The following is an 8,223-nucleotide window of genomic DNA, read 5'->3' as shown; positions in this document are numbered from 1 at the left end:
TCAAGTCAATCCGATACCGCTTCTTCGACATACGGGCCCCATGAATCGGCCCGCGACACGGCGAGAACCGATTGGCTGCGGGGGACGCAGTGCTTAGCATGACAACACTTCCGCCTTTGGTCGATACAAGGGACTAGCTGCGCGTCAGTAGCAGCGTCTTCGGATCGAGGGCCACGTGAAGATTCGACACGTCCGGGTTGTCGTGATCCTTCAGCGCCCGCAGTTTGACGCTCCCATCGCCGGGCTCGAGGGCCAGGATCACGTCGAAGCGGTCCTTGCCATGGCCGACTTCAGGAGGGAGAGAAGGGATTTCTTCCGTGTTGCACGTGACGGACATCCAGATTTCGAGTCCCTGCTCCTTGGCCAGGCTGCGCAAATCGCCGAACTCCGCAGGCTGGGCTCCGGCGACGTCGAAACCCTCCAGGATCACGACTCGCGGCGCCTGGCCGGCCTCGTTCTCGTGCTTGATGGCGTCGCGAAGCTTCGCCGCATCAAAGCCCTGGGGCGGGTAGGCGCGCAGGCTACGAAGCCGATCCACATCTGCGTGAACGACGGCCTCATCATCCAGGCGGGCGTGGGCGGCGTAGTCGTCGAACACCGTGTCATAGTAGGCGCGGGTGTGTGCCACGGTCTGGTCGAGGGCCACGTGCAACACGGGCTGGCCGCGAAGCAGGTCGTCGAGTGCCACGCCGACCAGGAAAGGGGTCTTTCCGACTCCCGGACCGGCGACTACCAGGCCGAGGTTTCCGGGGCCAAGGCCTCCGTGGAGGCCCTTCTCCAGCAGCCGCATGGGGCTTCTGGCGTTCAGGAACTTCGAATCCATAGGGGGTCTTACTCCTCGTCGTCGACCTGGCGCCGGTCCTGGTACTTCTCCATCAGTTCCTTCTTCACATCGCCAGGAACCGGTGAGTACTTCGAGAACTCAAGTGTGAACTCTGCCTTGCCCTGGGTCACGGAGCGCAGGTCCGTCGCGTAGCCGAACATCTCGGAAAGGGGCACATCAGCCTCGATGGTACAGAAGCCATCGTCCTCAGTCGTACCGATCACATTGCCACGGCGCTGCATGATGGTCTTGATCACCGCGCCCTGGAATTCGATCGGGCCCTCGACGGCCAGCTTCATGACGGGCTCGAGGATGACCGGCTTGGCCTTGCCGTAGATCTCTCGGAAGGCCCCTCGGGCCGCGGCCTGGAAGGCATTGTCCGACGAGTCCACCGAATGGCTCTGACCGTCGTTCAAGACGATCTTCACGCCGATCACGGGGAAGCCGATCAAGCGACCCTTGTCCAGCATCTGAGCGAAGCCCTTTTCCACGGACGGGATGTATTCGGTCGGAACCGACCCGCCGCGAACCTCGCTCGAGAATTCGAACTCATTGCCGTCGGTCAGGGGCTCCATGTAGCCGGCAATCTTGCCGTACTGACCCGAGCCACCGGTCTGCTTCTTGTGAACGTAGCTGTAGTCGGCGCGCTGGGAGATCGTCTCCCTGTAGGCGACCTGCGGCGCGCCGGTTTCGAGCTCCACCTGGTACTCACGCTTCATGCGCTCCACGTAGACCTCGAGATGAAGCTCGCCCATCCCGGAGATCACGGTCTCGCCGCTCTCCTGATCCACCTGGGTACGGAAAGTCGGATCCTCGCGTACGAAACGCCCGAGGGCTTTCGAGAGGTTTGCCTGGGCTTTCTGATCCGTGCACTTGATCGCGACCGAGATCACCGGATCCGGCACGTGCATGGCACTCATGGCCACGTCGACCGAACCATCGGTGAAGGTATCGCCGGAGGCACAATCGATCCCGAAGAGCGCGACGATATCACCGGCCGCTGCCTCCTCGATCTCCTCCATGTCATTCGAGTGCATGCGGACGAGGCGGCCGATCTTGTGACGCTTCTTCGTACGTGCGTTGAAGATGTTCCCGCCGCGGGTCATCGTGCCCTGATAGATGCGAATGTACGTGAGCTGCCCGTAGCGCCCGTCCTCGAGCTTGAACGCGAGGGAAACGAGCGGCTTGCCGGGCTCGCTGTCGATGACGATCGATTGTTCGTCATTCGAGAGGTCGACCCCGGTGTTCTCCACCTCGAGGGGGCTCGGCAGGTAGGCCGTGACGGCATCGAGCAGCGGCTGGACACCCTTGTTCTTGTAGGCAGAGCCCAGATACACGGGGGTGAGATCGAGGGCGAGCACGCCGTTGCGGACGGCCTCGTGGATCAGCTCTTCCGTGACCTTCTCTTCGAGGATCGCCTCCATCAACTCGTCGGAAAACATGGAGACCGCGTCGAGCATCTCCTCGCGGGCCACCTCGGCCTCCCCTTGCATGTCGGCGGGGATGTCTTCGAGCACCACGTCTTCGCCATTGTCACCGTGAAAGCGCATCGCTTTCATGGTGATCAGATCGATGACGCCACCAAAATCGTTCTCGAGGCCGATGGGCAGCTGCATCAGCACCGCGTTGTGGCGCAGCTTCTCGCGAAGTCCGTCGACGACCTTGCGCGGGTTCGCCCCGGATCGGTCGAGCTTGTTGATGAAGGCGATGCGCGGAACCTTGTAGCGCTTCATCTGCCGGTCGACGGTCATCGACTGGCTCTGCACACCGGCAACACCGCAGAGGATCAGCACCGCACCATCGAGCACCCGCAGCGAACGCTCGACTTCGATGGTGAAGTCCACGTGGCCCGGTGTATCGATGATGTTGACGTGGTGATCGTTCCACTCGGTATGGGTCGCGGCGGACGTGATCGTGATGCCGCGCTCCTTCTCGAGCTCCATGTGATCCATCGTCGCGCCCACGCCATCCTTGCCGCGCACCTCTGCGATGCGGTGGATCCGGTTCGTGTAGAAGAGGATCCGCTCGGTGAGCGTGGTCTTGCCGGAATCGATGTGGGCACTGATGCCGATATTCCGGATCTTTTCGAGGTCGGTGATCATGGCCAGGTCCGCCGAAGGTTCGCTGGGCCTCTTCGCGAGGCACCCTGCGATGGGTGAACAGGTTTACGAATGGAGCCGGCCCAGCCGGCAGCGCTCCATCACGATGGAACGCCTCCAGTCGGGCATCATCTAGAACTTCCAGGGAGGGACTGGCGGGTGCAGGCGCCGAGGCGTCCCGAAGCCCGGCTGCTTGATCGGTCGAGCGCAGCCACCCCGTGAGAAGTCGCGGAAAATAATCCCTTTTGCTCTCGACGCAAGTGGACGCAGTGCGTCATCCCCCGCGGGGGATCCTGTTCTCGCCGGTTGTTGGGTTGGACCGTTCGAGGAGGGCGTTGCGGGACGCCGCCATGACGTGGGCTTCGGCTTCGCGGGGGTAAGCCTGGATCTTCCCGATGGGGCAGGCTCGGCGGGCGTGACAGGTGGAGCCGCAGGGTTCGGGGGCTTGGCGGGTGCCTGCGCAACGCTGGATGGAGAAGCCCTCGGCCTGCGGTGCGGCGGCCGGGCAGGCTTCGGTGCAGGGTGCGGGGCAACCGCTGCAGGGGCCGGAACCGGGCAACGGGGCGCCCGGAAGCAGCGGGAGCGTCGTCAGGATGATGCCGCGCAGGCTCCACCATGGCCCTCGGCGAGGGTGAAGGAGCAGCCCGAGCCGGCTTGGCCAGCCGAGGCCGGCAGCGCGGCCAAGGGCCACGAGATCGACGTAGCCGTCATCGCCGGACAGGTGGGAGAAGATCGGGCGAGCCCGATGACCCGCCTCTTCGAGAGCACGCACGGCCTGTTCGACCACCGCCTCCGTATGACGATCGAGCGGGTGCGGGTGCGCGTCGAGGCTCACCGCCTGGAAGAGTTCTCGCCCGGCTCCGACGACCAGAGCGCAGGTCGCTTCCGGAAGCTGTTCGTGGCAGCGAAGGCTTGCCGGTGCCGCCGCATCGAAGACGTTGCGGGAAACGACGCCCAGTTCGTCCACCCCCCCCGCGCGAAGCAGGCCGGCGACCTCATCCGGCAACTCAGCCGAGTCGGGCACCGATCTCCAGCACTTCGGCGGCGGGCTGCTTGCCCTTGCCGGCCAAACGAACGCGTTCCACCCGCAACGCGCCGCCCGTAGCCGCGACCAGGGCTGCACCGTCGTCGTGGCCGACGATCTCCCCGGGCGTGCCACTGCCTACCGTTGCGGTCACACCGAACAAGCGGATTTCTTCGCCGGCCAGCGTGGTATGCGCGCCCGGAGCCGGATCGCAGCCACGCATCAAGCAATCCAGCTCGGTGGCGGAACGGCCCCAATCGATCGCCGCAACGTCGTCATCGAGGAGCCCCTGGAAACTGGCGAGGCTCTCGTCCTGAGGTCGGTACTCGGCCTTGCCGCTGTCGACGAGATCGACGGCCTCGACCATGGCCAGGACGCCCAGCTCGTAGAGCTGCTCGAAATACAAACTGGCCGCGGTGTGATGCCTTTCGATCGCCACGCCCCCCTTCTGTACGACGATCGGGCCCGTATCGACCCCCGCGTCCGACCGAAACACCGTCACACCGGCCTCGCTCTCGCCCTCGATGATCTGCCAGGCCAGTGCGTTCCCGCCCCGGAAACGCGGAAGCAGCGACGGATGAAAACACAGAGAGCCATGCAGCGGGGCCTCGACCACCGCCTCCGGCAGGATCATCGTCACGAACGCGAGCACATTCAGGTCGGCCCCCAATGCCGCGTGTTCGGCGACGCGCTCGGCGATCGGCTCGCCCTTGCGGCGCATCGCGCCATAGCGGAACAATCGCAGGCCGCGGCTCAGGGCCTCCTCTGCCAGCGGGTCGGGGCGCTTTCCCTCCCGCGGCGCGTACACCCCGACGATCTCATGCCCCGCCTCGAGCAGCCGCACCAGCACGTCGCGCCCGAAAGGAGCTTGCCCGAAATACGCGATCTTCAGCGCCATGACCCGACGTTACCGGGCCTGGCTGCGGTCCCCCACCGCACCCAGCTGCCGCGCCGGGGTGCCGGCCCAGAATTCGTGGGGAGGCACGTCCCGATTGACGACCGACCGCGCGCCGATGATGGCGTGAGCGCCGATGGCGACTCCCTTCATCACCGTCACGTCCGACGCGACCCAGGCATACTCACCCACCATGACCGGCGCTCGGCCCTCGGGCCGCGCATCGTCGAGATCGTGTTGATCCGCGTCGTAGACCTTGCTGTTCGGACCGATCTGGGCTTTTCGTCCGAGGCGCACCTCGGTCTTGGCACTCAGATGGGCGCCGTTCACGAAGGATTCGGGCCCGAGCACCAACCGCCCGCCTGGATACGCCACCAGAGTGACCGGAGCGACTTCCGTGCGCAGCCAGGCGCCCTCTTCCACGATGATCTCACCGCCCTCATGGACGAGGAAGTTGAGCCAGCCGGGCCGTCGTTCGGTTGCAGCGCCAGCGCCGATCGTCAAACGGGCGCCAGGCGCCAGTTGAAACCTCGCCGTCGCGAAGGCACTACTCGCGGTCGGATGGACCGAGAGCCCTGAATGGCGCGCGTGGTGCCAGCGCAGCCGGGCCAGATCCGAGGCCTGGGCGGCGTAGAGCCATGCCCGCAGGAGGCCGCTCGGAACTCCCATCCCGAGGGCTAGGTGCCCGGAGGCTGCTCGCCTTCACGGAGGCGGAAGGTGATGAATCCGTGGGTCGGATCGTAGGGCGAAAGCCCGACCTGCACGCGATCGCCCGGGATCACTCGGATCCGAAAGCGACGCATCCGGCCAGACAGCTGGGCGGTGACCGTCTGTCCAGCGTCCAAGGAGATCTGGTAGCGGCCGCCGCCAAGAATCTTGTCGACGTTTCCGGTTACCTGGATCAGATCATCGCGTGACACGTGGTCTACGTACTCCTACTCAGCCTCGACGAGGTCATTCCCGGAGGGAAGCTCGGAGGGCGTCGCATAGTAGCAACTGGCCGAGCAGGACGCGACGCGCGGGGGACGCAGCCCATGCGCAGGACGGCTCAAAGCCAGGCCAAGGCTCGAGGCTTTTCCTGGGGGTGCTGATCGAATTCTCAGATTCCGTCGGGGGTACGTGACCACAGTCACACCCTCGATTGGAAGTGCTTCCGAACCCTCCCATGGCTCTTTTGGGGGGGCAATATGCTCCGACCGGCATTTCTAAGCGCATTCGTGTTCGCGGCTCTCTTCGTCGCGCTTCCGACGAACGCAAAGCAGGTGATTGGGCAGACCAACGCCAGGTTGGCCTGGTCGTCCGCCTCAGGCCCGGTCGTCCAGTACGCGGTCTTCGAATCCCGCAACGGCGGTGCCTACTCCTCCACCCCGGACCAGATCGTGAGTGGCACGACGGCCATGGTGCAGGGCCAGGCGGGCAACACGGTGCGCATTCGGGTTGCCGCTCTCGACGCCCAGGGTAAGCAGGGCCCCCTCTCCCCGATTTCGGAAGCCGTCCAGTTCCTCGCAGCGCCGCCTCCTTCTGGTGGTGGAGGTGGAAACTCCGGTGGCGGTGGCGGAAACTCCGGTGGCGGTGGCGGAAGCTCCGGCGGTGGAGGTAGCTCCGGCGGTGGAGGCGACTCCGGCGGCGGCAATCCGAACAAAGAACTCGGCAGCATCGACATGGATGGGAATGGCAGCGCCGACCTGTTGTTCTTCGAGCCCAACTCGGGTGACCTGATCGTTTCACTCATGGACCGGGGCCGACTGATCCGCACCAAGACGATTGGACGCCAGGACGACGACAGCCTGGTGCCCATCGAGGTTGCTGATTTCGATGGCGACGGGCAGGCCGACGTCCTCTGGCACGACGCCCAGTACCGCCAGAGCGAGGTGTGGAGGTTGCGCGGCACGCGGGCCTCCGTCCAGACGTTGCCGACGCCTTCGTCGGTCTGGCACATCGCTGGCTGCGCAGACCTCAACGACGATGACGTGACCGATATCCTCTGGACCCGCGAGAGCGGAGCCAACGTTCTCTGGATGCTCAATCGGCAAGCCGCAGTCGGCGCGACGAAGGCGATCGATGCCGCTCCGGCGGGTTCCAAGTTGGCCGGCAGCGGCGATCTCGACGGCGACGGGCATACCGACTTGATCTGGCAAAATGGCGGAGCCCTCGAGTGGTGGAAGATGAACCGCGACAAGCCCAGGGCGATCGTGACCCTTCCTTCGGTCCGTGCGGGCGACCGGATCTCTTCAGTGGTCGATCTCGACGCGGACGGCCGGGACGATCTCGTGTGGAGCATGGATCGTCGAGCCAAGAAGAAGGCGAGGCGTCGAGGCAAGCGAACCGTTCACTACGTCGTCGTCTGGTTCTCGAATGGCATGCAGACCCCGGAGTCTTCGGTCGTGGCTTCGAGCTACTCGGCGTACCAGATCGGCGGATTGTCGGATGTCGATGGGGATGGCGTGGGCGATATTGCGATCCAGGTCGCCGGAAAGACCTGGGGCGCGGAAATCGAGCGACGTAGGGTCTCGATCCGGACGAAGAAAAAGAACCGGAAGCGCAGGCGCCGAATACGCTGGGCTACGCAATGGAAAGCCGCCGATGGCGGACCCGCCCCCGAGTGGCAGGTCCTGGCGCCGTGATGAAGGGTACGACGATGCACGATCGACTGCGGGAGCGGCGTCTGGGATTCGGCCTCGCGGTCTTCGCGATCGCCTGCGTTCTCGGCGCGGCCGCGGGCGCACAAGCGCGAACAGAGCAGCTGCGCTGGCAGCATGGCAACCCTGCGGCCGTGGCGGGCTTCACCGTGCACGTGGGCACGGCGTCGGGCACCTATAGCCAACAGATCGACGCCGGTACTCCGGCGGTCCAGAACGGCGCATTCGTCTTCAATTTGAACGTGCTGGATGGCGCCGATGTCTACATTGCGATCTCTGCCCGTGGCACGAACGGCCTGACGAGTTCGCTTTCGAATGAGCGCTTCCGGGCCGCACCCCAGACACCGCCGCCGCCGAACCCGACCCCGCTCGGCACTCCGGGAAAGCCGCGGGTCGTCAGCCCGTAGGCCCACCGCAAGGACTGCTCTACCCTGGGGCGCTCGGAGGCGCCCCGGTGAAACAGATCCAGATTCATGGCCCGGATGACGTTCGGCTCGACGAGGTCGAGCCGCAGCCTCCCGGACCCCGCGACGCCGTTCTCAGGGTCGCAGCCTGCGGCATCTGCGGAAGCGATCTCGGCTATGTGAAGCTTGGTGGCATCGCCGGCCCTAGTCCCTTGTCACACCAAAAGCTGGGGGTAGAGTCGTCGCAGTTTCACGCGGGCTTGTTGGGTCGTGAATTGCCAGTCGACGCCCTTCGTCGTTCGGTTGCGATCGTCTTGCCAGGCTTGGACTTGGCGCGTG

8 protein-coding genes are annotated in these 8,223 nt (G+C 65.1%); 2 read left to right on the top strand and 6 right to left on the bottom strand.

All coding sequences use genetic code 11. The annotated features are described in order from the left end of the window. Window positions 1-133: 133 nt before the first annotated feature. From GY937_28405 to infA, 6 genes are all read right to left on the bottom strand, one after another. Window positions 134-823, bottom strand: coding sequence for a hypothetical protein (locus GY937_28405; GenBank protein ID MCP5060637.1), 690 nt, complete (start codon window positions 821-823; stop codon window positions 134-136). A gap of 8 nt (window positions 824-831) precedes the next feature. Then, window positions 832-2,925, bottom strand: a complete 2,094-nt coding sequence (locus GY937_28400; GenBank protein MCP5060636.1) for an elongation factor G — start codon at window positions 2,923-2,925, stop codon at window positions 832-834. A gap of 271 nt (window positions 2,926-3,196) precedes the next feature. Then, complete coding sequence (locus GY937_28395) at window positions 3,197-3,946, bottom strand: hypothetical protein (GenBank protein MCP5060635.1); 750 nt, start codon at window positions 3,944-3,946, stop codon at window positions 3,197-3,199. Continuing rightward, window positions 3,930-4,844: a methionyl-tRNA formyltransferase gene (locus tag GY937_28390; GenBank protein ID MCP5060634.1), complete on the bottom strand. Its 915-nt coding sequence runs from the start codon at window positions 4,842-4,844 to the stop codon at window positions 3,930-3,932. The genes GY937_28395 and GY937_28390 overlap by 17 nt, the downstream gene beginning before the upstream one ends. A 9-nt stretch (window positions 4,845-4,853) precedes the next feature. After that, a complete protein-coding gene (locus GY937_28385; GenBank protein MCP5060633.1) occupies window positions 4,854-5,510 on the bottom strand; it encodes an acyltransferase in 657 nt (218 codons plus the stop codon). Between the two features lie 8 nt (window positions 5,511-5,518). Beyond that, complete coding sequence (gene infA, locus GY937_28380) at window positions 5,519-5,761, bottom strand: translation initiation factor IF-1 (protein ID MCP5060632.1); 243 nt, start codon at window positions 5,759-5,761, stop codon at window positions 5,519-5,521. Window positions 5,762-6,028: 267 nt separating this feature from the next. On the opposite strand from infA, the gene GY937_28375 reads away from it, so the two are divergent. Both GY937_28375 and GY937_28370 read left to right on the top strand, forming a co-directional pair. Beyond that, window positions 6,029-7,465 (top strand): VCBS repeat-containing protein, encoded by a 1,437-nt coding sequence (locus tag GY937_28375; protein MCP5060631.1) that lies wholly within the window; start codon window positions 6,029-6,031, stop codon window positions 7,463-7,465. Between the two features lie 14 nt (window positions 7,466-7,479). Continuing rightward, window positions 7,480-7,887 (top strand): hypothetical protein, encoded by a 408-nt coding sequence (locus tag GY937_28370; protein MCP5060630.1) that lies wholly within the window; start codon window positions 7,480-7,482, stop codon window positions 7,885-7,887. Window positions 7,888-8,223: the final 336 nt, after the last annotated feature.

This window comes from bacterium, from assembly GCA_024228115.1.
GTDB lineage: Bacteria > Myxococcota_A > UBA9160 > UBA9160 > UBA6930.
This window is presented reverse-complemented; position numbering and strand designations above follow the sequence as displayed.